Source organism: Psychromonas marina (assembly GCF_030161115.1).
GTDB classification, from domain to species: domain Bacteria; phylum Pseudomonadota; class Gammaproteobacteria; order Enterobacterales; family Psychromonadaceae; genus Psychromonas; species Psychromonas marina.
In genome coordinates this window covers 24,238-50,189 of the sequence record NZ_BSPQ01000002.1, presented here as the reverse complement: position 1 = coordinate 50,189, position 25,952 = coordinate 24,238, and the positions used below count along the sequence as shown (strand labels likewise).

Annotated in this window: 24 protein-coding genes; 5 read left to right on the top strand and 19 right to left on the bottom strand. The window is 39.5% G+C overall.

Going from position 1 to position 25,952, the window contains the following annotated elements; translation table 11 throughout:
* Positions 1-9 precede the first annotated feature (9 nt).
* The 9 genes from QQK09_RS04340 to QQK09_RS04300 form a co-directional block, all read right to left on the bottom strand.
* Positions 10-687: a tetratricopeptide repeat protein gene (locus QQK09_RS04340; protein ID WP_284202902.1), complete on the bottom strand. Its 678-nt coding sequence runs from the start codon at positions 685-687 to the stop codon at positions 10-12.
* 27 nt (positions 688-714) lie between these two features.
* Positions 715-1,986 (bottom strand): histidine--tRNA ligase, encoded by a 1,272-nt coding sequence (gene hisS, locus QQK09_RS04335; protein WP_284202901.1) that lies wholly within the window; start codon positions 1,984-1,986, stop codon positions 715-717.
* A 104-nt stretch (positions 1,987-2,090) separates the two neighbouring features.
* On the bottom strand, positions 2,091-3,200 hold the full coding sequence (gene ispG / locus QQK09_RS04330; protein WP_284202900.1) for a flavodoxin-dependent (E)-4-hydroxy-3-methylbut-2-enyl-diphosphate synthase: 1,110 nt from the start codon (positions 3,198-3,200) through the stop codon (positions 2,091-2,093).
* Between the two features lie 22 nt (positions 3,201-3,222).
* Positions 3,223-4,236, bottom strand: coding sequence for a RodZ domain-containing protein (locus QQK09_RS04325; protein ID WP_284202899.1), 1,014 nt, complete (start codon positions 4,234-4,236; stop codon positions 3,223-3,225).
* 2 nt (positions 4,237-4,238) lie between these two features.
* Positions 4,239-5,021, bottom strand: a complete 783-nt coding sequence (pilW, locus tag QQK09_RS04320; RefSeq protein WP_284202898.1) for a type IV pilus biogenesis/stability protein PilW — start codon at positions 5,019-5,021, stop codon at positions 4,239-4,241.
* Positions 5,022-5,139: 118 nt separating this feature from the next.
* Complete coding sequence (rlmN, locus tag QQK09_RS04315) at positions 5,140-6,258, bottom strand: dual-specificity RNA methyltransferase RlmN (protein ID WP_284202897.1); 1,119 nt, start codon at positions 6,256-6,258, stop codon at positions 5,140-5,142.
* A 119-nt stretch (positions 6,259-6,377) separates the two neighbouring features.
* Positions 6,378-6,608, bottom strand: coding sequence for a FeoC-like transcriptional regulator (locus QQK09_RS04310; RefSeq protein ID WP_284202896.1), 231 nt, complete (start codon positions 6,606-6,608; stop codon positions 6,378-6,380).
* Between the two features lie 166 nt (positions 6,609-6,774).
* Positions 6,775-9,060 (bottom strand): Fe(2+) transporter permease subunit FeoB, encoded by a 2,286-nt coding sequence (gene feoB, locus QQK09_RS04305; protein WP_284202895.1) that lies wholly within the window; start codon positions 9,058-9,060, stop codon positions 6,775-6,777.
* Entirely contained in the window at positions 9,057-9,287 is a 231-nt protein-coding gene (locus QQK09_RS04300) for a FeoA family protein (RefSeq protein WP_284202894.1), read from the bottom strand. The genes feoB and QQK09_RS04300 overlap by 4 nt, the downstream gene beginning before the upstream one ends.
* 178 nt (positions 9,288-9,465) lie before the next feature.
* Between QQK09_RS04300 and yciH the strand changes: the two genes are divergently transcribed.
* On the top strand, positions 9,466-9,792 hold the full coding sequence (yciH, locus tag QQK09_RS04295) for a stress response translation initiation inhibitor YciH (RefSeq protein WP_284202893.1): 327 nt from the start codon (positions 9,466-9,468) through the stop codon (positions 9,790-9,792).
* A gap of 11 nt (positions 9,793-9,803) precedes the next feature.
* Positions 9,804-11,843 (top strand): AsmA family protein, encoded by a 2,040-nt coding sequence (locus QQK09_RS04290; protein ID WP_284202892.1) that lies wholly within the window; start codon positions 9,804-9,806, stop codon positions 11,841-11,843.
* A gap of 95 nt (positions 11,844-11,938) precedes the next feature.
* Here the strand turns inward: QQK09_RS04290 and QQK09_RS04285 are convergent, their stop codons facing one another.
* Complete coding sequence (locus tag QQK09_RS04285; RefSeq protein ID WP_284202891.1) at positions 11,939-12,904, bottom strand: TDT family transporter; 966 nt, start codon at positions 12,902-12,904, stop codon at positions 11,939-11,941.
* A 162-nt stretch (positions 12,905-13,066) separates the two neighbouring features.
* Between QQK09_RS04285 and QQK09_RS04280 the strand changes: the two genes are divergently transcribed.
* Positions 13,067-13,957: a LysR family transcriptional regulator gene (locus tag QQK09_RS04280; RefSeq protein WP_284202890.1), complete on the top strand. Its 891-nt coding sequence runs from the start codon at positions 13,067-13,069 to the stop codon at positions 13,955-13,957.
* A gap of 137 nt (positions 13,958-14,094) precedes the next feature.
* Here the strand turns inward: QQK09_RS04280 and QQK09_RS04275 are convergent, their stop codons facing one another.
* The 6 genes from QQK09_RS04275 to prmB all read right to left on the bottom strand — a co-directional run bounded on the left by QQK09_RS04275 (position 14,095) and on the right by prmB (position 21,439).
* Positions 14,095-15,372 carry a carbohydrate porin gene (locus tag QQK09_RS04275; RefSeq protein WP_284202889.1) on the bottom strand — a complete coding sequence of 426 codons (1,278 nt, stop codon included), beginning with the start codon at positions 15,370-15,372 and terminating at the stop codon, positions 14,095-14,097.
* Between the two features lie 55 nt (positions 15,373-15,427).
* Positions 15,428-16,480, bottom strand: a complete 1,053-nt coding sequence (locus QQK09_RS04270) for a helix-turn-helix transcriptional regulator (RefSeq protein ID WP_284202888.1) — start codon at positions 16,478-16,480, stop codon at positions 15,428-15,430.
* 53 nt (positions 16,481-16,533) lie between these two features.
* Positions 16,534-17,934, bottom strand: coding sequence for a metal-dependent hydrolase family protein (locus QQK09_RS04265; protein ID WP_284202887.1), 1,401 nt, complete (start codon positions 17,932-17,934; stop codon positions 16,534-16,536).
* A 384-nt stretch (positions 17,935-18,318) separates the two neighbouring features.
* Positions 18,319-18,981, bottom strand: coding sequence for a DUF3299 domain-containing protein (locus tag QQK09_RS04260; protein WP_284202886.1), 663 nt, complete (start codon positions 18,979-18,981; stop codon positions 18,319-18,321).
* A gap of 390 nt (positions 18,982-19,371) precedes the next feature.
* On the bottom strand, positions 19,372-20,460 hold the full coding sequence (gene aroC, locus QQK09_RS04255; RefSeq protein ID WP_284202885.1) for a chorismate synthase: 1,089 nt from the start codon (positions 20,458-20,460) through the stop codon (positions 19,372-19,374).
* Positions 20,461-20,527: 67 nt separating this feature from the next.
* Positions 20,528-21,439: a 50S ribosomal protein L3 N(5)-glutamine methyltransferase gene (prmB, locus tag QQK09_RS04250; RefSeq protein ID WP_284202884.1), complete on the bottom strand. Its 912-nt coding sequence runs from the start codon at positions 21,437-21,439 to the stop codon at positions 20,528-20,530.
* 54 nt (positions 21,440-21,493) lie between these two features.
* Between prmB and smrB the strand changes: the two genes are divergently transcribed.
* Positions 21,494-22,027, top strand: coding sequence for an endonuclease SmrB (gene smrB / locus QQK09_RS04245; RefSeq protein ID WP_284202883.1), 534 nt, complete (start codon positions 21,494-21,496; stop codon positions 22,025-22,027).
* Positions 22,028-22,088: 61 nt separating this feature from the next.
* Here smrB and QQK09_RS04240 read toward each other — a convergent pair whose 3' ends face one another.
* A complete protein-coding gene (locus QQK09_RS04240; protein WP_284202882.1) occupies positions 22,089-22,991 on the bottom strand; it encodes a LysR family transcriptional regulator in 903 nt (300 codons plus the stop codon).
* A gap of 130 nt (positions 22,992-23,121) precedes the next feature.
* Here QQK09_RS04240 and QQK09_RS04235 point away from each other — a divergent pair, with 130 nt between their 5' ends.
* The gene (locus tag QQK09_RS04235) at positions 23,122-23,643 is read left to right on the top strand and encodes an NADPH-dependent FMN reductase (protein WP_284202881.1); all 522 of its coding nucleotides are present in this window, start codon (positions 23,122-23,124) and stop codon (positions 23,641-23,643) included.
* Between the two features lie 153 nt (positions 23,644-23,796).
* Here QQK09_RS04235 and QQK09_RS04230 read toward each other — a convergent pair whose 3' ends face one another.
* A complete protein-coding gene (locus QQK09_RS04230) occupies positions 23,797-24,939 on the bottom strand; it encodes a DUF1513 domain-containing protein (RefSeq protein WP_284202880.1) in 1,143 nt (380 codons plus the stop codon).
* 3 nt (positions 24,940-24,942) lie between these two features.
* Positions 24,943-25,947, bottom strand: a complete 1,005-nt coding sequence (locus tag QQK09_RS04225) for an imelysin family protein (RefSeq protein WP_284202879.1) — start codon at positions 25,945-25,947, stop codon at positions 24,943-24,945.
* Between the last annotated feature and the right edge of the window lie 5 nt (positions 25,948-25,952).

Genomic DNA, 25,952 nt, shown 5'->3' with positions numbered 1-25,952 from the left:
TCTCAACTATTAATTAACGTCTAACACTGGCTCAGTTGCTTCGTTTTGAGCCGCTAACGCAAGATCATCAAATTGCAGTTGCAGAATAGGATCAATACGCCCATTACTTGCATCAATTGCACTTTGGAATGCAACACGTGCATTATTAGTGTCACCCTGTTTTAGATAAACAGTGCCTTTCACTTGCTCAGCTTTAGCAATAAAGCCTTCTTCAGTGATCATCGTTAATGTGGTTAACGCTTGTGCATATTCACCTAACTCCACTTCAACACGCGCTAAACGTAAATTGATAAGAGGATTAAGTGGCGCATATTTATTTTGGTCTTGTAACTGCGTTAACTGTGTTTTCGCTAATTCAAAATCTTGCTTTGCAACGGCTTCTTTAGCTAATAATAAAGAGGCTAATACTGCATAGTTGCTGCTGCTATTACCATCGATAAATGCTTGAACGTTCGTCGTATCAGCATCCGCGCCCTGTGCTTCAAATTGCACAAGCATATCGCTGTAAGCTTGTGATGCTTTCTCTTGTCCTTCAACAACAGAATCATTATAAAAACGCCAGCCCCAAAGGCCCGCTAAACCAACAACAGCACCGATAACTAATGTATTGCCGTTATCTTTCCACCACTGTTTAATCGCATCAACTTGTTGCTCTTCTGTTTCATAACCTTCAATAATATCAACCACAAATACTTCCTTAATAAATTATTTTTCTTATAAATAAGTAGGTAATACAGCAATCAGCTGATCCATTGCAACTGTTTGTTGCTCAGCTTTACCTTGTAAATCTTTAATTGTGACACAGTTATCTTGAAGCTCTGTTTCACCAATAATCAGCGCAACCTTTGCACCACTTTTATCTGCACGTTTCATCTGCTTTTTGAAATTACCCGCGCCACAATGATGCATCATTTTCACATTAGGTAATTCACTGCGGATAAGTTCAGCCATTTTAAAGCCAGCAATATCAGTATCTTCACCAACTAGCACGCTGTAAACATCAACATCCGCTTTAACGTCACTATTAAGCTCAAGTTCATTCAGCATTAATACGATACGTTCCATGCCCATCGCGAAGCCCACAGCAGGTGTTGCTTTACCGCCAAGTTGCTCAACTAAACCATCGTAACGACCGCCTGCACAGATTGTACCTTGTGCGCCGAGACTCGATGTAACCCACTCAAATACCGTACGGTTATAATAATCAAGACCACGTACTAAACGCTCGTTAATCACATATTGAATGCCTGCAGCATCAAGATATTGTTGCAGTTTTGCAAAATGAGCAACTGATTCGTCATCAAGATGTTCAGAAAGTTTCGGTGCATCAACTAAAACAGCTTGTACATCCGGGTTTTTACTGTCTAAAACACGTAATGGATTGGTTTTCATACGACGCTTACTATCAGCATCTAACTTATCTTCATGTAGTTCTAGATAGCTTACTAATGCTTCTTTGTATAAAGCACGTGCTTCATTCGAACCTAATGAATTTAATTGCAACTCAACATGTGAGTCTATTCCAAGCGCTTTCCATAAACGTGCTGATAATAAGATAACTTCAGCATCGATATCAGGCGTTGCAATACCAAATGTTTCAATCGCAAATTGATTGAATTGACGGTAGCGCCCTTTTTGAGGACGTTCATGGCGAAACATCGGCCCCATGTACCACATACGGCGTTCTTGGTTATATAACAAACCGTGTTCATTGCCAGCACGCACACAAGAAGCTGTTCCTTCTGGTCGCAGTGTTAAACTGTCACCGTTATCATCAAAGGTGTACATCTCTTTTTCAACAATATCCGTTACTTCACCAATTGAACGCTTGAATAGCGCCGTGCTTTCTACGATTGGCATACGGATCTCAGAGTAACCATAGCTGCTAACTACGTCTCTTAATAATGATTCTAATTTTTGCCAAACAGGTGTTTGCTCAGGAAGGGTATCGTTCATGCCACGAATAGCTTGTATCTTTTTTGCCACGATGAATTCTCAATGCTGTTAATAATAAAAAAATAAGTAACTATTATACTCAAAAAGCCCGTAATGTGTACCATAACGGGCTTTCTAAAATGATAAGTTGCTGATTAAACTTTCAAGATTATGTTGCTCGGATCGTCACGGCTAACGCGCGCGCGTATTTTAGCTTCTAACTGATCGATCACATTGTCATTATCAAAGCGTTCTTTCTGACGTTTCCCATCTTCATAGAAGCCGCTCTTAGTTTTACCACCAGTGATGCCAATATCTGAAATTAATGCTTCACCCGGGCCATTAACCACACAGCCAATAATCGATACATCTACCGGAGTGATAATATCTTCTAAACGCTCTTCTAATGCATTAACCGTTGCAATGACATCAAACTCTTGCCGAGAACAGGTCGGACAAGCGATGAAGTTAATACCACGACTACGAATTCGCAGTGATTTTAAAATATCAAAACCCACTTTTATCTCTTCAACAGGATCAGCGGCTAATGAAACACGTAACGTATCACCAATACCTTGCGAAAGAAGCATGCCCATACCCACAGCAGATTTAACACTACCACTGCGTAGGCCGCCCGCTTCAGTAATTCCTAAATGCAAAGGTTGAATAATCTGTTTAGCAAGCAGTTGATAGGATTCAACCGCAAGTAATGCATCGGAAGCTTTAACACTAACTTTAAATTGTTCAAAGTTAAGCCTGTCTAAAATATCAACGTGACGAAGTGCTGAATCCACTAACGCTTGTGCTGTAGGTTCACCATACTTTTCTTGAATATCTGCTTCGAGTGAACCGCCGTTTACACCAATTCGGATGGGGATGTTATTGTGGCGAGCACAATCAACGACGCTACGAATACGTTGCTCATTACCGATATTACCTGGGTTAATACGCAAACAATCGACACCATACTCTGCGACTTTTAAAGCGATACGGTAATCAAAGTGGATATCAGCAATCAATGGGATATTAGTTTGCAGTTTGATCTCTCTGAATGCTTCAGCAGCATTCATCGTTGGTACCGACACACGTACGATATCAGCGCCAACAGCCTCTAGGCGTTTTATTTGCGCAACAGTGGCAGCAACATCAGTAGTTAATGTGTTAGTCATTGATTGCACTGTAATAGGTGCATCACCACCAACGGGTACATTACCCACCATAATCTGTTTCGAAACTCGACGAATAATTGAAGAGGTATGACTCATATAAAAGCGACTCGTTGTAAAATTAAGAGAGTGGCACGCTAAATTGTGCGCTACGTCCGGGTGTAAATTCACCTTCGATAATTTGATCTTGGTATTGTATCTCGACAACACTTGGATCACCTAATTTTAGCTTGAATGGCGCAACACCAGCTAAAGATAGAACACGACCATTTTGGTATAAACCAAAAGCAATACGCTTACCCGTTGCATCAAATACTTCAGTCCAACAGTCCGCAGTAAAAGCCAAAGATAATGTTTCTAAATTTACTTGCGCGGTTTGTACTGCTTGCTCTGCGCTATTATCTATGACCGCAGAGTTGCTGACATCAGTACTCTCAACCGGTGCTTCAGGTATTGAGTTATTAACCTCATCCATCTGTTTTTCTGTTTCAGGTACGATTACCGGTTCAGGTGTCGTGATTACAGTTGTTGGCGCAACGCCCGATTCAAGTAAATTGCTTTCGCTAACTGTTGTTGGTGCTTCAACAATATTATTGCTCACCTCTGGTGTAGGATTTTCACTGCTCAACTCACCTTTTGCGATCAATACATTGCTATTTTGATCGGCAGGTTGCTGCACAACAGACTCTGACACAGGGGGTGTTTGTTCAGTGGAATTAAATAACTGTTTTTGAAACACGTAGATAACTGCGACAACCAACACCACAAAGAACAAAAACAGTGGCAACGCTTTCGAGCGTTTCTTGGTATGGGGGATAATTAAATCCGAAGGCGGGAGTGTTTTTGCCTTTTTTTGAACACTGGCTAGTTGCTGATATTCAACAAATAGCTCTAGGGTATTAAGCCCCACTAACTTTGCATAGTTAGCAAGGTAACCACGCAGGTAAATAACAGGATACTTTTTGGTTTCTAGTATCTGCGTTAAATTATCTTCAAAGTCACGCACAGTAGAAGGAGCGAAATTAAGTTGTTCTGCGACCTCATCAACTGATAATGAAGCTGCGATACGTGCATCTTTTAATGCTTGCCCTAATGGCACAATAATCTCGGTCGGTATATTGCTCTCGGTTTTCATTGTTAATAATACTCATGGTTTAGATAGTCTAATGCGCGCTGTGAATCTGGGAACTGTTCCAATAGTTGCCCAGCATATTTACTCAAACTTGCTCCTTTCTGAGTCGCATAACTTAGTCGAATCCATTGCCATAAGCTTTCTGCGCTAGTTTTACTCTGTTTTTGATAATTAAAAAGATTTAAACGCGCAGCACTGTAATCCTGTTTATCTATATTAAGTTTCGCTAAAGAGAGGTTAATATAAGATTTATTAGGGTTATGTGAAAGTGCATATTGATAATAAAAAATTGCTTTTTCAGTCGCCATTGCCTGCTCAGCACAAACGGCAGCGTTCTCATAGGTATTAGCAACACCGGTATAAGTAGTTTGGTCGACCGCCTTTAAAAAGGCTTTTTCAGCTTCTTCATAACGCGTTAACGAACAAAGAAAGGTACCGTAGTTATTATACGTATCGGCATTTTTAGAATCAATTCGCAGTGATTTTTTATAGTATTCTTCTGCCGTCTCATTTTCATTTACGCGCTGATAATAATAAGCAAAGATACGTAACACATTCGCACTATTAGGTTGATACTCTAGTGCCTTATCTAGGTTCTGTTTCGCTGACTGCATATCGTCTTTACGAAGGTAAACTAATGCCAGCTTAATGCGTGTTTCAGAAGCCCCTTTTGGATCAAACTGGGTGGCGATTCCCGAACCACTATTTTTAGTGGTTACCGATGATTCACTGGAAACACATCCACCTAAAAATAGAGCTGATGCAAGAACAACAAAAAATAAGCGCATATTTGCCTTAAAAAATGTAAAAAAGTAGTCCAACATTGTGACCTAAATGATACGCTTTTTCATGCTATTTAATACGGTTATCCTACTTCGATCGGCATCAACAATATTTTTTTTACATTTAAGCTTCAGTAATGCTTATATTTTCACCTTGTTGACGTTTTTTTATCACACGTTTTGTTCTGTCAATCACATCGCCAACTAACTGCCCACATGCAGCATCAATATCATCACCACGTGTTTTACGTACAATCACGGTAAAACCGTATTCCATCAATACCTTATTGAAACGATCAACACGACTATTACTTGGTTTTTCATAATCATTACCCGGGAATGGGTTAAATGGAATCAAGTTAATTTTACACGGTGTATTCTTCAATAACTGTGCTAATTCATGTGCTTGATCCGTTGAATCATTAAAGTGATCTAGCAGTAAATATTCAATCGTTACCTTGCCACGATTTGCTTTTGATTTTCCGATGTAACGTTCTACACCAGCAAGAAAATCAGCAATATTATATTTATCGTTAATTGGCATCATTTGCGAACGTAAAGCATCATTTGGCGCATGCAGAGAGATCGCTAATGCGACATCAATCTTATCACCTAAAATATCTAACGCAGGTACAACACCTGATGTAGAAAGTGTTACACGACGTTTAGAAAGTGCATAACCAAAATCATCTAACATTAGCTCCATTGCAGGAATGACATTGTTCAGATTTAAAAGCGGTTCACCCATCCCCATCATCACAACGTTAGTAATTGGACGTTTACCCTGTTCGCCCATCACGCCAACAATTTTAGCAGCACGCCATACTTGACCAATAATTTCAGAAACGGTTAGGTTACGGTTAAAGCCTTGTTGAGCAGTCGAACAGAAGTTACATGCAAGCGCACAGCCTACTTGAGATGAAACACACAATGTTGCGCGATCTTTCTCTGGAATATATACGGTTTCAATATCTTGATTACCAACCGTCATTACCCATTTAATAGTACCATCGCTGCTGCGTTGCTCTACTTTTACTTCTGGTGCAACAATTTCAGCACGCTGCTTTAATTTTTCGCGCAATTTCTTATTAATGTTATCCATCTTATCGAAGTCGTCACAACCAAAATGGTAAACCCATTTCATCACCTGCTCAGCACGGAACGCTTTCTCGCCTAACTCAACAAAAAACGCACGTAACGATTCACGGTTTAGATCTAATAGGTTTACTTTTTTAATACTCATAGGAGCCTCGATAGTACAAATTGCTAAAAAGGAGGGATTTTACAAGATTTGTTGAAGATAGCTACTCATAAAAACAGCTGCTTTTTAAACCTAAACGGGTAGTAGCTGCTGTTTTATATTTAAACAATTGTTATCGAGGCTATTTGTTGTCTTGCAGGACAACTGTAATAGATAATCGGCGTAAGGTTTTCACCGCGTTGATGCACCGTTTTGTGTATTTTACTGCGTTTCAAAAGCGGCGCGAGCAATGTATCTAATCCCTCTTTGCGCAGATGAAAGTGTGTTAGTAGTGCAGATTCTTCAATCCGCCCTGTTTGTTTCACGTATTCATAAATTGATTGAAGAATCATACAAGGTCCACTTGTGCTAGGAGTCAGCACTTTTTATACAAATATTTTTTGAACTTCGAAGCTCGCCACTCATAGCTCAAAGTTTCAACATTAGTTTCGGACTTCGGGCTAAGAGCAGCGAACTACAGATACTTTTTGTTTAAGCAACTCAGGCTAACAGCTTGCCTTAAGCCAAACTAACGGCCAGTACATTACCACGACGTCTCAACAGGTATATCACGATAGCGACAATCAACAACGAAGCAGCGACATAGAGCATATGGCTATTCGGCTGTATCGAAAAAGTAGCTATTTGGTAATAGGAAACTGAAACGATATAAGCAACAGCAGTTGTCCAGATCGCGATAAATTTAGCCCATTGCCCACCTACCTCACGTACGATTGCGCCCATTGCAGCAGCACAAGGTGCGTACAGAAGAATAAAGAGAAGATAAGCAAACGCAGCTTCGGGGGTAACAAAAGCATCTTGAATATTTTTGAAAATCGTTAAATCAACACCTTGATCTTCAGCAACGCCCTCTAAGTCGGCTAAATCGCCAACATCTAACCCTAACGGATCACTGACACTAATACCCATCAAGTTTTCAGGAATAGTTGCTACGGCTTCATTTAGTTTTTCAAGCAGGGTTAAATCGGCTTCATCACCCGCTTGTTGCGTTGAATAAAGGTTATTCAACGTACCAACCACAGCCTCTTTAGCAAATAACCCGGTCACAATACCCACGGTTGCAGGCCAGTTTTCTTGAGTGACACCAAGAGGTGATAATACAGGCGTGACAATTTGAGCGCCTTTACTCAGTAGCGAGTCCGCGCTGTCTTGATGACCAAAACTACCGTCTAACCCAATTGAATTAACCACGTTTAGTAGTGTGACAACAATAACAATCGTTTGCCCTGCACCAAATAGGAAACCTTTTAGTTTCTGCCAAGTTTTCATTAAAATATTACGTAGCGTTGGTAATTCGTAATCAGGTAACTCTAGGAATAGATTTTCACTTTTACCCGGTAATAACGTTCGGCTTAATACAAACCCCGTTAATACGGCCACAGCGATACCAATCAAGTACAAAAGAAAAACAATATTTTGGCCGCTATCAGGAAAGAATGCACTCGCAAACAAGGCATATACAGGTAACCGCGCACCACAGGACATAAATGGCGACATTACTACCGTTAATAGACGTTCACGCTCTTTTTCAAGCGTACGTGCAGCCATTACAGCGGGCACGGTACAACCAAATCCGACGATCATTGGTACAAATGACTTTCCTGGTAAACCGATAAATTGCATCGCTTTATCAATCACTAACGCAGCACGTGCTAAATAACCAGAACTTTCAAGTAACGCTAAAAAGAGATACAAACATGCAATTACCGGAATAAAGGTCATCACCGTTTGAATACCATTACCCACGCCGTAAGCTAATACATTAATTAACCAGTCAGGTGCCGATATTGCCGACAATAATTGTGCGCTACCATCAACAAAAATGGCACCGGCGCTAATATCAAAAAAGTCGATAAAGGCGCTACCAATATTGATAGAGAACATAAACATCAGGTACATAACAAACAGGAAGAAAGGAATACCAGTGAAGCGGTTCATCACTAACGCATCAATTTTGTCAGTAATCGAACGGCCGAGTTTACCCTCTGTACGCACTGCTTGCTGTACCGCTTGATAGATAAAGGTGTAACGTGTATCGGCAATCTGTAGATCGATATCAAAGGCATCATCTGCTTCTAGTTGCGCTTTTTTATTTAATATCAGCACTTGATCTGATTCAGAAAGACGGCTTAAAACGGCAACATCACCCTCTAATAACTTAATTGCAAGTGCTCTATTTTCAAGATGGTTTGTTTGTTGACCTAATAACAACGTACTGCTTTCAATTAATGGGCTTAATTGTGAACCGTAGTCAAGCGTAAGCGGAGAAGTCAGTGTTTGCTGAGCAAAACCAGTTAACTGTTCAGTTAACTTAATAACAGACTGTTTATCATGTGCTGACAGAGTAACGACCGGACAACCTAGTTGTTTCGCTAAGGTTTTTTCACTGATAACCAATTGCTTTTTAGCCGCAATATCCATCTTATTGATAACAGCAACAACGGGTAAACCTAACTCTTTTAATTGTGCAGTTAAATACAGGCTGCGCTCTAGACAACTCGCATCGATAACATTAATAATCAGGTCTGGACTATTTTGCATAATATAATCAAATGCAACACGTTCATCTAACGAACTGCCATCAGCATCAGAATCAAGACTATATATCCCGGGTAAATCGATAATACGTACTTCAGTATTATCCTCTAAGTTAAAGTAACCGGTCTTCTTTTCAACTGTCACGCCACTCCAGTTACCAACATTCTGATTTGCACCGGTTAACATATTAAATAGGCTGGTTTTTCCTGAATTAGGGTTGCCAATGGTCGCTATTGATAAACTCATACGATTAGCTCCACCTTAATCTTCCCAATGACCGCTTTACGCAACGCGATACTACTATTGGCACAACGAATCACAACCGGGTCACCCATTGGTGCTAAACGCAGTAGTTCAACCTTTGCTTTTGGTAGAAAACCTAAATTGAGTAATTTCTTACGCATCACAGGTTCCATTTGCTGCATATTCACTATCGTGGCACTTTGCCCTGCACTTAGATCCGATAAAACCATCTGTTTATACCTTTATTTAATGTCGTAATGGTAACGCCAATAACAATCACTCTCATTTAGGAGTGATATTAATGTAAAAAACAAGCCTAAACAATGTTTTTGATCAATCTTAAATGACTCTCTGCTAAACTTAGCAAATGCGCTAAATCTCATAATTTTTATTAAATAAGGAAAAAACATGGACTTAAGTGGACTTAATCTAGTTTACTCAACAGATGGTGGCAAAATTGAACAACCTAAAGAAAAAAAAATAGCCCCTGAAAGTGATGGCATCATCCGTTTACATCGCGAAACGAAAGGGCGTAAAGGCAAAGGCGTAACACTCATTAAAGGGTTACAACTTGATGAGAAGGCGCTTAAAGCACTCGCTAAAGATATTAAGAAACGTACGGGCACCGGTGGTGCTGTAAAAGATTTTGTTATCGAAATTCAAGGCGAACAACGCGAAATAATCAAAACCTTATTAGAGAAAAAAGGTTACACCGTAAAATTAGCTGGCAGTTAAAGGACTAAAAAATGAAACTCTTAATTAAATTATCTATCGCAGTAATTGTTTTAGTGTTTGCAGGTATCGTACTGTTATTAGTACTGGTTAATCCAAACGATTATAAACCACAGATCGAAGCACAAGTGAAGCAAAGCATTAACCGTGATTTGCACATTAAAGGTGATATCGGCTGGACTTTCTTCCCACAACTCGGGTTTAGTAGTGGTCAAATTGAGTTAGATAATTTACAGGGTTTCGATAAGCCTCATCTGGTTAAGGTGAATGAAGCTGCCATTGGTATCAATATCTTGCCGTTATTAAAAGGACAAATTTCACTCGGTGAATTAATCCTTGATGGCTTTGAAGTGACGCTACTTACCGCCAAAGATGGCAGCTCAAATATGGATAACATGGGGCCAACTGAAAAGAGCAGTGCAACTGACTCAACAACTGAAGAGATAACCTCTCCTGCATCAGACAGTGAAGCGAGTTCGTTCTTTGATATGAGCAAAACAGAGCTTGCTGGTATCAGCATCAACAATGCGATTATCGAAATTGAAGATCTGCAAACGGGTAGCTATCAAAAGATTGCTATTAACGAGATCAAGCTAGGCCAATTCGCACTTAACAAAGAAACACCACTTAGCATCAATACAAAATTGATTATTGATGATTTACAAGCGCAGATAACCTTAAGCACAATGCTCTTGGTCAATACTGACCTGAGCGAAATCAGCCTTAAAGCGTTACAGCTAGATACCGACGTTTCGACTGACGCCCTCCCTAATGGAGGTCTAAAAAGCACGTTAAAAACCGACATTATCTATCTTGCTAACAGCAAAAAAGTCACCCTTGATGGTGTTGATATTAATACGGTTATCAGCGGCGATAACCTACCGAATAAAAAAGTTACAACGCAACTCAACGCAGACATTAACTATCAACTCAATAACCAACTCGCGTCTATCAACAATCTTAAACTAATGATTGACCAACTAACACTTGATGGTGAACTTAGCGTGCAGACAGGGCAACTAACAAAAGTGCGTTATGCCTTAGTTGCTAATGAGTGGGACCTTAACCCTTACTTACCAAAAACAGAACAAAGCACCAGCTCAACAAGCGACCAGAAAACAGGTACCAATGAAAAGAGCGCCGAGCAAGAAGTTGAACCCGACCTAAGTTTCTTAAACGGGTTAGATATTGATGGTACGCTTAAAATTGCAGGTTTAATGGTTGAAAAAATTAAAATTGGTGAAATCAACAAACACCTAATTATTAATAAAGGTAAAGCACAACTCAAACCACTCACCGCTCAGCTTTATGATGGATTGTTGACCCTTAACGGCAATATTGATGCTAGTAAAGGACTTAATAAGTACCAAGTTTCTACGCAACTAAAAGGCGTGCAATTACGCCCTCTTCTCACCGATGCCGCTGAAGTGGATCTATTAAGTGGTAATACTAACTTCAACTTTAACGGTAAGGGACAAGGACTGACGACGTCTAAAATCAAACAGGGGATTACAGGTAAAGGTAATTTCTCGCTGCTTGATGGTGAATTATACGGCGTGAATATCCCACAAGAGATACGCACTATAAAAGCCAAGCTAAAAGGTCAAAGCGCCCCAAGTAGTGATAGCATTAAGAAAACCGATTTTGCTTCATTAAAAGGTGATTTCAGTATCGCGAAAGGCTTGGTTAATAATCAAAAATTATTAATGCTATCACCTGTCATGCGTTTAGATGGTTCTGGTTTAGTACATATTATTGAGGAGACGTTAGATTACAAACTGAGCATAACCCCGCTTTCTAAAAGTACTGAAGATACCGATTATGTTGACTTAACAGGCATCACTATTCCGATGTTAATAAAAGGAAGCTTTACTGATCCGAGCATCTCCCTAGATACCGACGGAGCATTAAAAGAACACCTCAAAACACAACTCGATGCCGAGAAACAACGCTTGAACCAAAAAGCACAGGAAGCCCTTAAAGGTGAACTCGATTCAGAGTCCATTAAAAAAGAGGGAAAACGCCTTGAAGATAAACTTAAAAGCTTCTTTTAAATTTATCTAATCAGTAACTCAATCATCCCATGGCAAACAGAGCGTTTATCTCTCTGTTTGCCATTTAATATAATCACATCAATGCAGCCACAAGCTCAACAACTCTTAGGTTGCTTGAAATACTCAAGATAACGCGCACAGACATACAAGACCATTCCAGTCGCAAAGAATAACTCCATATAAGCGATATATTGTACAGTCTTAACTAACCATTCATGACTCCCACTTTGCTGTAAAAATTGACTCACTTTAAACATTGCTGTTGCGCCCATTACTAAAGGGAAAGTAAACGCAGCATAAGCAGGCGTAAATGGCAGACGTAATAATGGCTTAAAACAGTAATACACAAACAGCGTCATGCTCAACGCAAGCAACGATAGCAAAATGACACTCAGGTAATTAGGCTCCTCTATGGCAGCTAAATAACCCACCAAAAGTAGACTTGCAGGTGTTGCAAAAATAGCCAGTGTTGGTTGTTCAGGTGGCGTCAGTTTCTTATATCTGAAGCAGCGATAAATTAAAATCGGCAGCATTAATGCATAAACCACAAAACCAAATTGTAATGAAATGGTAGCGATCTTCTGCAATTCAGTACCCAAAGTCCCTTGAGGCAAAGAGATAGTGGCAACAGCAATGCCAATCGGCGGGATAAACCAACTTGGTAATAGGTGCTCAAATTTAACGTTTTGTATGCGGTAATAGATAAACATAATGAAGAAAAACAGATGAAAAATAATGGCGATTAACCATAACCCTACTGCAACTTGATGGTTAAAATAATTTACACTGCTTGCAATCACCATCGTTGTCATTGCAAAAGTAGGCACCATAGATCCCTTCATATAGTGTGCGATATCTTCTTTCAGCACCGAAGGGTTCAATAAAAATTTTAGCGATAAGATAGCCAATAATAGCGAGGCTATTAATGCCCCCGTTATTTGTACTGTTCCATGGAATGCACCTATATTTTCCCAACTCCACCCTAAACTCGCGATCGCAAGTGCAAGACCAGCGAGTGCGGTTGGCACCATTGTAAAAAACTCACCTATTTTATCTCTCATAATCGCTACCTTATTAAACAGAGCAGGATTATATTCAATAAACAGTGTTAAAAACACCTTAAAGCATTTAACCTACCGTTAACCTCGGATTAACGGGAAACGATTGATTCAATTTTGTATGCCCATTTATGGATAGAAATAACGCTAACATATTGAGAAAAAATGAATATTACACTTAAGCAGTTACAGGTCTTTATTTGCATCACTCAAGAAAAAACCATGACAGCAGCGGCAGAAAAGCTTTTTTTAAGTAAACCCGCCGTGAGCATGAGTTTAGCTGAACTTGAAAAACAGCTTGGCCACCCACTTTTTGAGCGAAAAAATAACCGTTTGTTTATTAACGAACTCGGTAAACAACTGTTACCTCTCGCCGATGAACAGATTGAACGCAGCAAACTAATTGGCACACTGTTCAGTGACAGCAATCAACTCAATGGCAAACTAGCTATTGGCGCCAGTAATACCCTAGGTAACCATCTATTACCCTTTCTGATATCTGATTTTAGAAAACAGTTTAATCAGAGCAATCAATCATTATTAGTTGATAATAGCCAAACGATTAGTGAGCAAATAAAAGAGTATGAGCTGGATATCGGTTTGGTTGAAGCGAACCTATTTGATAGCCAATTAACCTCGGTAAAATGGTTACAAGATGAAATGGTGATTGTATGTTGTAACAACCACCCTCTTAGTAATAAAAAGTATTTAAACATCGAAGACTTGGAAAACCAGCAGTGGATTTTACGCGAAGAGGGATCCGGCACCCGTGCATTTTTTATTAATCATATTGGCCGTAAATTAAGCCATTACCAAATTTCATTAGAATTAAAAAGTACCGAAGCGATTATTAACAGTACCAGCGCAGGCTTAGGTTTAGCATGTATTTCCAAGGTAGCAGCACGCCATGCCCTAGCAGATAAGCGTCTTAAACTACTTACCTTTAACCTTGATATGCACCGAGATTACTGGCTTATCTGGCAAAAAGATCGCTACCAAAGCCCGCTACTAAAAACCTTTATCGATTTTGCAAAACAATGGAAACTGCCTTTTTAAATACAAAAAGACACAATATACTACCACAAAGAGTCGAGTAAAAAGAGAGTTAAACATCAACTTACTTTGCTACCTTTTTACAAACAAGAACAATATTCTGCTACAGAAGTAGTATTTCTCCCCGCTATATCGATTAACTATATTTTAGCGTTTAACCGAAGCCCTAAAAGCCAAGTACTATCTTCAGTAAAGTTTAAAGATGGATTTTTTATGTACTGAATATCTGGTGTGATATTGAAGTATTTACCCAGAGCAATATTGTAATATAACTCCATGATGTATTGATTCTCATCTTTGAATAAACCGCCAAAATCAACATGCTTATTGTTTGCTTGAGACCAATTTACAGCAACCCCTAAATTATTTTTTGCAGAGCCTAGACCGAAGTACCCCAACCCGGCAGAAACAGAAGCCTTGGTTAAGCTTGCATCTCCCTTTGAAAAACCACCTCGTATAAAGGGCATTATTTGTGGCGTTGCAAAATAGCTTGCAGAAAAATTTAGTCCTTTGCTGTCTTTTGTACCATGCCTGTATGAAGTCCCGTCTTCTTGAGTCGTTGCATCCAAGTGCCATGCGGTAACATGCACATTGTCAGTATAAATGCGATCCGCTGATGCAGTGAAACCAAGTTCTAACGTCGTAAATAGCTCATGTTTATTAAACAAACTATCAAAACCAGACAATGGGTCATCGGAGTAACCAGCTCCATCTGAAGCCGAAGCAATAAGATAAAAGTTATCAGTGAACAGATGCCCCACCGCCAATGATAATATGCCATCATCAGGTAATGCCATTGAACCTGCACCAGTCGAAAAAGCCAGATTAGTAAAACCAGACCAAGGGCTTGCTAACGCATAAGCATCAACATAATCCGTTACATCTACCCATCCAGCAATAACAGTGGTCTTTCCGCTGTTAAATTTTTGCTTCCAATGCAGTAAAGTTAAACGCCCCCCTTGGTCATTATAAGCAGCACCATTCATGCCAGCCATATTGATACCACCATATAAACCATGCCATTTAGGAGCCGTTTCGGTATATGCATCACGGTATTCTAACTTCCATGATAACCCGCCAGCATTTCCTGACTGACGACCAATGATCTCCCATGAGCCATAAAAACGTGCAACACCAGAGGCAGATGACGTTTCAGTTCCCAAAAAGGCTGAGGAATTATCTTGGTTTGGATCGGTTGCATACACTCCGATCACGTTATAATCTAATCCAAATGTAAAGTGATGATTTTCTTTTAATACTTCTAGCCATGATTTTTGTTGCACTTTTTTATTATCTTCAATGGTGTTTTCAACGCTATCTGGACCACCAAATCTGGGTGATGCATGTGTCATAGTCACGCTACTTAAAATACAAAAAACACTGATAGAGAGTAATGCTTGAGATGGTTTAAAATGCATAATAAATTCCATTTAAATTGTGAATAGCAAGTACGAGTGAAAGATTATTTCCTCACTAAGACATTAATTTAATCTTTGATGTCCGTTCTTTACATTGATTGGTTAGTCGATAGTGGCTCGGTGTTTCACCAGAAAGTCTTTTGAATGCACGCGAGAAGTGTGATAGATCGGAATATCCTAGCTGCACACCGATGGTAGTGATCGTAATATCGCTGTGTTGTAGATAATACTTCGCCTCTTGCAGTTGCACTTCTTCTAAAACGCTGGTGTAGTTAGTACCTAGTTCATCTAAACGCCGTTGAAAAGTACGTACACTCATTCCGATAATGCTAGCAGCTTTAGTAATCGCTAACTTCCCTTCATTCAAGTAGGGAGGCAAAGCAACAATTAATGAACCGACAAAATCAGTAGGTGCATCTTTTTCTCGTGTTGGTTTTATCCAACCATAATGATGCTTAAAGGGAGCATTGAATAAGTCTTGCGGAATAGATATCGCACAACCTCCACGGTCGCGATAAACCTTTATTAATCGAATATTAGGGTTGTCGCACAGTATTAATTGTGTAAATGCACCTACATCAGAACTTTGAATCGCAAGTTCTTCAGGCAACCAATTTTTATCAGTTAATGCACGTATCAATTCAATCAAATAAGCGGTCGAAAATAACTCTGCATACAAATACCAAGGCTCATCACTCCATTTTTTACGACGTACTAGCCAAGTTTTATCGACGTTTTTTTCAATTGACAACTCAACTTGTGTTGATTCATTCTTAATTATTTCTATAAACTCTTCGAGTAGTTGTTGTAGATTTTTAGCTTCACTTATTTTCTCAAGCATCGCAGGAATAAATAACTGACGACAAGCGAGCCAGCATATTTTTTGGTAAGAAACTAAACCGCAGGCTTCTACTATTTCACTGAGTAATAAGCGCACTGGAATTTCTGGAATATAAGGATGATGAGTATTCAGTACTTTATCCGGTAACCCCACTTTTTCTATAATCAGATAGATATCTGCCTCAATCATTTGTAGCATTTCAATAAACTTTTTAACTTGAGCTGTTTTAATCAAACCAATAGGTCGGTTATATTGTTGTTTCGGCATATTTTTTAGTTGCTCAAAAAAGGCGTAATCATACGCCTCATTTACATTGAAATTTACAGCGTGTTTTTGTAAATAACACCATCCTTCATGATAATACGCATCGTTTCAATGCCATCACGGGCAGGTGCATCAAACCACTTTTCATTACCACCGATCACGGTGATATCTTCCAGAGGATTCCCATCAATTAATAATAAATCTGCATAAGCGCCTTTAACAACGACGCCTAATTTACCTTGGAAGTATGGGTCTAATACTTCACCCGATAATTTCACCATTTCACCATTAGTAGAAGTCATTGATTTTAAAGCATAGAAGTTACCGAGAAACTGAGCTGTTAAGTAGATAGAGTGATCAGTTTGTTGCTCACAGGTAGGAACATCACCTACACAATCAACTTGGAAGCCCAGGTTAGGTTGGTATTCATTAACATTTTTCAGATAGTCTTCAAACGCAGCCTGTGCAGTTTCTGCTTTACGCGAAGCGGCTGGACTTGAGCTAATCGCTTCAATCTGTGTTAAATATGGAGAAAATGCGGTCATATTAGTGGTCATGAACGCGCCTTTCTTTTTCATTAGGTCATTTACCTCTTTATCAAACATGAATGCATGCTCAAGTGTTTTTACACCTGCATTTAAATTACGCATTAATGACTTTTTGCTGTAGGCATGTGACATTACGTAAGATCCGTAGGCATCAGCGACTTCTACTGCTGCTTCTAATTCAGCTTGCGAGTATGCATCTAACTGCCAAGGGTCAAAAGCAGATGCAACACCACCACTCGACATCACTTTAATTTGTGTCGCACCTTGCATAAAGTTTTGACGCCCACATGCTTTGATATCACCAATACTATCAGCGGTACAGGTCACCCCTAAACGTGCCCCCGCAGTTTGCGGGCCATTAAATGTTTCATTGGGTGTGGTAAAGTTACGAAAATCAGCATGTGAACCCGTTGGACCAATAAACGCACCAGCACTGTAAATTCGAGGCCCCATGACAACACCTGCATCAATTGATTTACGTAAACCAGCCCCCATCCCACCTGCATCCCGCCACGTCGTAAAACCTGACATTAATGCTGATTTTGCACGCGCAGTTGAACGAATAGCGAGCTCTTCCCAATTACGGTTATTTTCAATATCCGCAAGTCCTGTACCATTCATTTGTAAATGACCATGACCTTCAATTAAACCCGGCATTAAAGTACGACCGCCACCATTAATCACCACCGCTTTGCTATTTATAATAATATCGGTTGTTGAAATAGATTTAATAAGGTTATCTTCTACAAGCACATTAGAATTTTTATAGAGCTTATTATCAATACCGTTAAAGATGTTTACATTCTTAAATAACACCTGCTGCACCGCTTTTTCTGCACCTGATACCGATATGGTTGTAAAAGCAGTTGCAACAAAAAGTGCTAGCGTACATTGCTTGAATATCTTCATTATTATATTCCCTATTAAATTACAGCAAGTTAAACAATTATTTAACATTTGATTATGGTGAAGTGTAGCTAAAAGAACAGGATCTACTTGCCATTTCATGCCAAAAATTATTTTTATAACAAAAATACTCTAGGCATCAAAAAATAATGAGGTTTAGTAAGAGAAGCGATACAACAACAGACTAGGTTAACATCCACCACTCAATTTTTAATAACCATCTCATGGAAATACTAATGGTCTTATTACTGTAACGAGTGATTTTATTTACCCCACGCTAATAGTCACATTTACCTGCATAAAGGTACAATTAATCACTAGATTTAAGGGTATAAGGAGCGAAAAGAAAACCGTGAAAACGACATAACCACGGTTTCCCATTAACATTTAACGAGTGCCGATAAACGGTTCAACCAAAGCATTGTCTACGCGATAGGACAGATCAATATTCTTTTGGCCATCAACTAAATAAAGGTCTTTCGCTTGGGCTGTCGTACGTAATATGCCAGAGATTTTAATTGGCATATAGAGGGAATTCGCCTTAATGGCGTTTTCGGCTTTAACTAAAATCAACTGATTTGGAGATGGTACGGGCTCATGCGAGCAAGCACCAATAGTTGGCACTAATAAAAACTCAGTAACCAATTCACCGTCAAACTCAAGTGGTAGCATATAACCAGCAATTTCAATATTTGTATCAATTAACAATTTATTCGTTGCCATAGCAGCTTGTTGGCGCTTTTTCATAATAATGAAGCGTTGCTCAAACATATAGGCAATATCTATCTTTTCATTTTCTAGCATTACCTTTGCATCTTCAGCTTCTTTTTGCATTGCCTCCGTCACTTTTTCTGGTGATTGCTTTTTAATGCCAGTGATTCGAGCGTAGAGAGATAAGTTATAAAGCTGTTCGCCTGTTAACTCTTTAAAAGGGTCATGGTAAGGGGCTACTTTTCCTTGCAGATCTGACCATCCAATATTCGTCACGTTGCTAGCTTGTGCAACTGATATCAAACTAAATAATAAAGGGAGTAATAGTCGTTTTTTCATATTGTTATCCTAACAGTCAATCTTGCTATTGTAGTCCAAATGCTTACACGTATTTTCTATTTATACCTTACAAAATAATAGTGATGATTATAAATTTCGCATTACCATTTCATGCCAATTGTGAGCTTTAATTAAACCTAATACCCATGAAATCCCTATCAACTCCTCGTTTAGTTCATTAAGTTAACGATTTATTCTAATTGAAAAATTGAAAACGAAGTTCGAAAAGAATTTAACCTACAAGAATGACTAAGTATAGTTAGATTGTTATAACACTATTCCATTAGGGTAAATTATCAACGTTGCAGCTTAATATATAAAAAAGCCCCACACTGAATCATCTTCAATGCGGGGCTAAATAGAAAAGGTTTAACTGTTCGTGACAGTAATTTACTTAATCTTTGGTGTATTCGTCTGAACGTGTAAGTTCTGCGCACGATGACGTAATAGATGATCCAGTAACGTAATAGCCATTTGCGCTTCAGCAATTGGCACAGCACGGATGCCGACACAGGGATCATGACGACCTTTAGTGATCATCTCAGTCGCTTCACCATCAGTGGTAATAGTACGACCGGGAATCGTTAAGCTTGAAGTTGGCTTGAGTGCAATCGAGGCAATAATATCTTGCCCAGTTGAGATACCACCCAGAACGCCACCAGCATGGTTTGATAAAAACCCTTCTGGCGTCATCTCATCACGGTGCTCTGTACCCTTTTGGTTCGCAACGGCAAAACCATCACCAAATTCCACGCCTTTAACCGCATTAATACTCATCAAAGAGTGTGCAAGTTCAGCGTCTAAACGATCAAATACCGGCTCACCAAGACCAACAGGAATACCAGAAGCAACAACAGTGACTTTAGCACCCACTGAGTTGCCCTCTTTGATTAACGCTTTCATGTAATCTTCAAGTGCAGGTATTTTGCTCGTATCAGGGAAGAAAAACGGATTATTTTCCACTTCATTCCAATCAATGAGATCTGGCGTAATATCACCTAATTGGCTTAAGTAACCACGGATTTCAACACCTAATAGTTCTTTAAGGTATTTTTTAGCAATCGCACCAGCAGCAACTCGCATTGCTGTTTCACGTGCAGAAGAACGACCACCACCACGGTAATCGCGGTGTCCATATTTCTGATGGTAAGTATAATCAGCATGACCAGGACGGAATAGATCCTTAATTGCAGAATAATCCTTTGAGCGTTGGTCAGTATTTTCGATTAACAGACCAATACTACAACCCGTTGTTTTTCCTTCAAAGACACCCGAAAGAATTTTAACCTGATCGCCCTCTTGACGCATTGTGGTATAACGAGATTGCCCTGGACGACGACGATCTAAATCGTGTTGTAAATCTGCTTCACAGATTTCAAGGCCTGGTGGAATACCATCTACAATACAGCCTAATGCTGCACCGTGGCTCTCACCAAAGGTTGTCACTTTAAAAAGTTGACCAATACTACTTCCTGCCATTATGTTTTATCCCTAATTTGTAAAGCACCTGATTTTTTATAGGTGCTTATTATTCTAAATAGCGTGATTACAATTCAATTTTATCTAATTGTGCTTTGGTTAATACAAACACACCATGACCGCCTGATTTAAATTCAATCCATTCGAATGGAATTTCAGGGTAACTTTCTTGCAGGTGTACTTGTGAATTACCCACTTCAACAAACAATAATCCATTATCGTTAAGCATATCAGCCGCTTGATTTAACATTTTACGTACTAAATCAAGGCCATCAAAGCCACATGCAAGGCCTAATTCTGGCTCATGTTTAAACTCTTCAGGTAAGTTTGCCATATCTTCTTGGTCAACATAAGGAGGATTTGACACAATCAGGTCATATTTTTCATTCTCGATGCCAGAAAATAGATCCGACTGCATCGGAATAACCTGTTGTTCTAAACCATGTCCTTGAATGTTAATCTCTGCAACGTCTAACGCATCGTCAGAGATATCAACCGCATCAACATACGCATCAGGGAAAGCATAAGCACAGGCAATCGCAATACACGCACTACCAGTACAAAGGTCTAAAATACGCTCAGGCTGCTCTGTTAACCAAGGTTTAAAGCCATCATTAATCAGCTCTGCGAAGGGAGAACGTGGCACTAAGGTACGTTCATCAACATAAAACTCAAGACCAGCAAACCATGCGGTATTGGTTAAATAAGCCACTGGAATACGTAATTCAATACGTTTAGCGATCAAGTCCACCAGCATTTCGCGTTCACTACGTAATAAACGAGCTTGTAGCATTTCAGCACCACCAAATAGCGGTAGGTTTAATGATGGTAAAATAAGCTGCATTGCATCGTCTAATGCATTGTCAGCGCCATGGCCATAAAAAAGCCCGGCTTGATTAAACTGGGTAGTAGCAAAACGTAACATATCTTGGATAGTCAGCAGTTCAGTTACTGCTTCTTCACGAAAATTCGATTCCAATTTTTTCTCCAACTAAGTTAAACTGCGTTTTCAAAATAGAGAGTTGGAAAAACCATGACAAATAATAACAGTGACGATGATTTTTCGCTATTTAGCGCAGAGTTTTCAGGTATTAAAAAGTTAAAGCAGGATACCATAAAACTGCCGCCTAAAAACATGAAGAAAAAGCAGGTTATTCAAGAAAAGATAGCGGCAAATTTCGAAACCGACCATTTCTCCGACGGTTTTGAGCCAATGCTCAGTGAAGATGGCCCAGTACGTTATCTTCGTCAAGATGCACAAAAGTATCTGGTAAAGCAGTTACGCCGTGGCGACTTTGCGCCAGAGATCATTCTTGACCTGCATGGATTAAATCAAGTAGAAGCCAAACGTGAGTTAGGCGGCTTGATCGCTTGCTGTAAAAAAGAGGGTTTATATTGCTGTAGTGTTTTACATGGCGTGGGTACTTACGTACTTAAAAAGCAGGTTCCGTTGTGGCTTGCACAACATCCTGACATTTTAGCCTTTCACCAAGCGCCACTCGAATTTGGTGGGCATGGCGCATTGCTGGTGTTAGTCGAACTTGAAGATTGGCAGATGAAACGTTAATTTGAAAAATAGCGTTATATTAAAAAACCATTGTTTAGCAATAAACAATGGTAAAGCGAACCTAGTCACCTAACTCTTGCAGCACAAAATCAATAAAACTACGTACCTTAGCCGACATATGCTTACGACTTGGATAGACCATATAGATACCTATTGACTGTTTAGGCCAATCGGGAAAAACGTCAATCAGTTTGCCCGTTACTAATTCATCTTTTAAGGCAAAACGCGGCACCGCAAATATACCCTGTCCTGCAACGCCTAAGTCTATCTCTAGTCTAGAGTTATTAGTTAGTACATGACTTTCAAGGTGTACCTGAATCTGTTTGCCATCATTATCCTGAAATCCCCATATATTGGGCTGCTTTAAATTACTGTAACTGATTATTTTATGTCGCGTAAGATCGAAAGGATGAGCTGGCATACCATGTTTAGTAATGTAGTCTGGCGAAGCGAGTATTAACATTTCTGATTGCGAGATTCTACGGCTAATCAGTGAAGAGTCTTCTAAATGTGCAGCCGCTCTAATGACAATATCAAAACCATCCGAGACAAGGTCAACCTTCCTGTCATTGAGATCTAATTCAAGTTGGATCTTCGGGTATTTTTCAGTGAATAGACTTAACTTTGGGCTCAAATTCGATAAACCATAGGCCATCGGGCAGCTGATCCGCAGCAAACCATGGGGTTCTCCTTGCTTACCAATAATGGCATTTTCAGCTTGCTCTGCATCCTCTATTATCTGGCAACAGCGCTGAAAATAGAGTTCACCCTCTGGTGTTAAGCTCAGTGAACGGGTCGTCCGATGCAATAAACGTACGCCTAAACGTGCTTCTAATTTATTGATCTCTTTACTGATATAAGAGGTTGAATGGCCACTCAGATCTGCAGCCAGAGTAAAACTGCCCGCACTGACCACTTGCACAAAGGTCACCAACCCATCGAGTAGTTTTCCGTTAATCGCCATCACAAATCCTTTTATCTAACAGATATTACAAGTCATTTGGAAACAATCAATCCTCAAAAATGGGATTAATTAACATATGAAAATAATTTAAAGTGTATCCACCCAATAAGATAAAAGATAGGAAATGATCATGAAAGTACTCGCATTCGCAGCAAGCAGCAGCAAAAACTCGATAAATAAACAGCTAGCTAACTACGCAGCAAAACAGATCAAAGATGCACAGGTAGAACTACTCGATATCAATGACTATGAGATGCCACTGTTTAGTGAAGATCGTGAAAAAGAGCTTGGCCAACCGGCACTTGCAAAAGCCTTTTATGAGAAATTGGGTGACGCAGATGTTATCGTTATCTCCTTTGCAGAGCACAATGGTTCTTATACGGCGGCTTACAAAAACCTTTTTGATTGGACATCACGCATCGATATGAAGCTATTCCAGAACAAACCGGTGATCATGCTTGCCACCTCTCCAGGTCCTGGTGGTGCAGCAACGGTATTAGCTGCCGCACAGGGTTCTGCCCCCTATTTTGCAGCGGATGTAAAAGCAGCAATTTCAGTGCCTAGCTTTTACGATAACTTTGATTTAGAAAACGGACAATTAACCGATAAAGCATTGACGGATAAGATAGCGGACGCAATTTCTCAACTTTAGTATGTTTGCTTTTATTCACATTTAATGTGAAGAGGTTAAATAAGTTATATTTACCCCTTCACAATGAGCGCAAGAACCAATACAGCAGCGTTAATAAAAGATAGCTTCAATACTCCTGTTTTAGAGGGTATTTTTTATGACATGCTCCACTCATTAACCTAACCATATTGCCATATGATTATCCCAATGCCATTGCGTTAGCTGCATGTTATTAACAATACCCTGCTCCCCGTTGCCAGTCGTTAAAGCAACCTTTTGCTGGTAAAAAGAAGCACCACAGACATCTGTTAAGGGCTTTATTTTTTGCAGCTTTTTATCGCTAATATCCCACACTGCATAACAGTTACCACGAGGAGAGGTCGCTACTATCTTCTGTTCACTAATCGCGATGCTGCCAATATAGTCATCAAAGCGTAACCACGTTTCTTCATTCGCAATTAATGGGCTAACTTGCCTTTTTCCTAATTGGTGATGATAAATAAGCGCAGGTAACTCATCTAGAGATTGTGTTGCTAACCCCTGATTTTCAGGATATTGAGCTTCAATACTTTGATTATCTATTGATTGATATTGGCACGCAAAAACCACCAAACCATCTTGATTAACCGCTAGATGGCGGATACTCAGAAGATGATCATCCAGTGTTAATGTTTGCTTAACCTCGCCAGTCATTTTATCGATATACAGTAGAGCAGGCTGCATCGTATCTAAATTTATTTTTTCTCGTCCACGTGTTTTAATGCCACCCAATGCCAAAATAAGATGCTGATTATCTGGGTGCATGACAATTTCGTGCCCACCAAGACCAAATCCACTAAATTCAGCAATTTTTTTTATTTTATCGTTAAGCTGATAAACAGCGATGGAAGTTTGTGAAGAATCAGTATCAGCTTCGCAAACATACAATAACCCCTGTTGGTCAAAACAACCATGACCCAAAAAGTGTTCCCCCGATTCAATTTGATATTCATTAATCACGCTTCCTGTTAATGGATTAAATTGAATAAAGTAGTTATCAGGTCGGCGAGCAAAAACCACCGCTTGCTGATGAGTATTATCAATAGCAATGCCATGCCCACGGGAGGGTAAAGCGAAATGGTTTAAGGTATTACCCTGCAAGTCACACCCCACCAGATAGTATTGGTCTTGCTTTTTCGCACAGCCATAAATAATTGCCTGACTGGGATTGCTAAGCGAGGGGTTATTATTAGCGTAACTGTTAGTAGGAATAATCCCCGCTAACAACAACTGGCCAGAAAGACGCAGAAAGTCACGCCTCAACATAGTTCGAGACATCTACTAATCACCATCTGTTGCGTTAAAGCCAACAATAATATTTAAAGCGATAGGCAACTCTTCTTGAAGTTGATAACTGAGCTTATCCATCGACATTTTACTGTGATACAGATTTTTTAAACCCGGTTGATCACTAAGTAGCTTTTTCAAACTCGCTTCGATAGGCCAATTATTTAATAATGTGGTAAAAGTATCCTCGATACTGCTGGCTAAATAAGTTTCATTTTCCTGTAACAACAGCGGTTTTACTGCCTTTAAAAAATACTCTTGTAGAGACTGATAGCTCATTTTAAGCTGCAACATTGAACTTTCTGAGCGCCAAGCTTCTGCTTGATAGGGACGGTAATGTTCATTGCCCATAGGCAATGCAAACTTTTTATTGATGAAACTCAACTGATGAGAAAGTTCTGCAACAAGCCCAAGCTCAATTGCTTTTTGTTGCTTTTCTATTTTACTTTGTTGCAATAATGCAGGTGCATACTGATCAGACCAAATATCTGTAATTTTTTGGCTATTCTCAGCGAGATGCTCTGCGATCGCAGTCGTTAATAGACAATTCTCAGCATTCAATTGCTGTTCAAAAATCAACAATTCTAATGCGCCTAATCCACGTACAGCAACACTTTGCTCACTAATCTGTTGTGCATCCCAGCTCTTTTGCTGTGATTGTAATAGTTGTGCTATTTTTCGCCCGGTGATGTTCTTTTTATCAGGCCAAAATTGTATAGACCAAGCAAGATCAAGGTCATTAATAGGACCTTTGGTTACCCCTTGCATCGGCATCCATGCTTGCATCGTTTCTACCCATTTTTGTTGGATTTCATTCTGAACAACAGAAAAATCAGCAACGTTACAATAACCATTAATCGCACTTTCTAACACTTGACTACGCTGATTAAAAAATTGACTTTGCGTTATTTTTAACGCGTTAACTTCTTTAACGACATTAAACTCACTGCTCATTACAGGCATTGCAATCAAGCAGCTCAATACTATTATTTTTTTCATTTTTA